2 protein-coding genes are annotated in these 1,159 nt (G+C 65.8%); both read right to left on the reverse strand.

From position 1 onward, the window contains the following. On the reverse strand, positions 1-691 hold a 691-nt coding region (locus tag M3I53_RS37945), incomplete at its 3' end, for a cytochrome c (protein ID WP_254320814.1). A gap of 8 nt (positions 692-699) precedes the next feature. Next, the coding region (locus M3I53_RS37950) for a GMC oxidoreductase (protein WP_254320815.1) at positions 700-1,159 on the reverse strand (460 nt) is incomplete at its 5' end.

Here is a 1,159-nt window from a genome sequence, read left to right on the forward strand (position 1 = left end):
CGTCGATCGGGCCGCCGCCCGCGAGGAAGTCGTCGCCTTCGAGGTCGGTGAGCGCGAGTTCCTGCATCGTGCGTGCGCGCGGCGTGTGGCACGCGCCGCAGTGGCCGAGGCCCTGCACGAGATACGCGCCGCGCGCGACGATCGCGTCGTTGTAATGCGAGCCGTCGAACGCCTGCACCTTCGGTGCGAACAGCACGCGCCAGGCGCCGAGCGGCCAGCGCATCGAGAGCGGCCAGGGAATGTCCACGGGGCGGTTCTGCGCCTGCACGGGCCCGACGCCGTGCATGAAATACGCGTAGAGCGCCTTCATGTCGTCATCGGAGAGGCGTGCGTACGACGGGTAGGGCATCGCGGGGTAAAGCGTGTCGCCATTCGGCCGCACGCCCTGGCGTACCGCCCTGGCGAAGTCGTCGTAGCTCCACTTGCCGATGCCCGTATTCGCGTCGGGTGTAATGTTGGTCGAGTAGATCGCGCCGATCGGCGTGTCGAACTTCAACCCGCCCGCGAACGGCTTGCCGCCCTGCGTGGTATGGCAGGCAATGCAGTCGCCCGCGCGTGCGAGGTATTCGCCATGCGCGACGAGCGCGGCGTTCGGTTGCTCAGCCGCGTGCGCCGAAAGTGCCACGAAAGCCGCGCACGCGAAAGTTGCGCGTGCAACGGTCGCGCCGATGGAAAAAATGTTCTTCTTCATGCGGCTCTTCACACGCTCACCAGGGGACCGGGGTTCTTCAGATACTGGTTGCGAATGGCTTTCGCGCTCCAGTAAGCGAGGGCGGCGACGAGGCCGGTCGGGTTGTAGCCGATCCCCTGCGGGAACGCCGAGGCCCCCATCACGAACACGTTGGGCACGTCCCAGCTCTGCAGATAGCGGTTGATGACGCTGGTATTCGGATCGGTGCCCATCACGGCCCCGCCCACGAGGTGAGTGGTCTGATAGCGGCGCGAGTCGAAGTGCGCGCCGAACTCGCGCGTGTAGACGTTGATGGCCTTCGGGCCCATCGCCTCGGCAATCTTCTGCATCTGGCCCGTCACGTACCGCGCCATCTTGATGTCGTTGTCCTTCCAGTCGAAGGTCATGCGCAGGAGCGGCTGGCCGTACGAATCGCGATAGGTCGGATCGAGGTCGAGGTACACGTCGCGGTACGACATGTTGGAGCCG

It is taken from the genome of Paraburkholderia sp. CNPSo 3272, assembly GCF_024206495.1.
Taxonomy (GTDB): Bacteria; Pseudomonadota; Gammaproteobacteria; order Burkholderiales; family Burkholderiaceae; genus Paraburkholderia.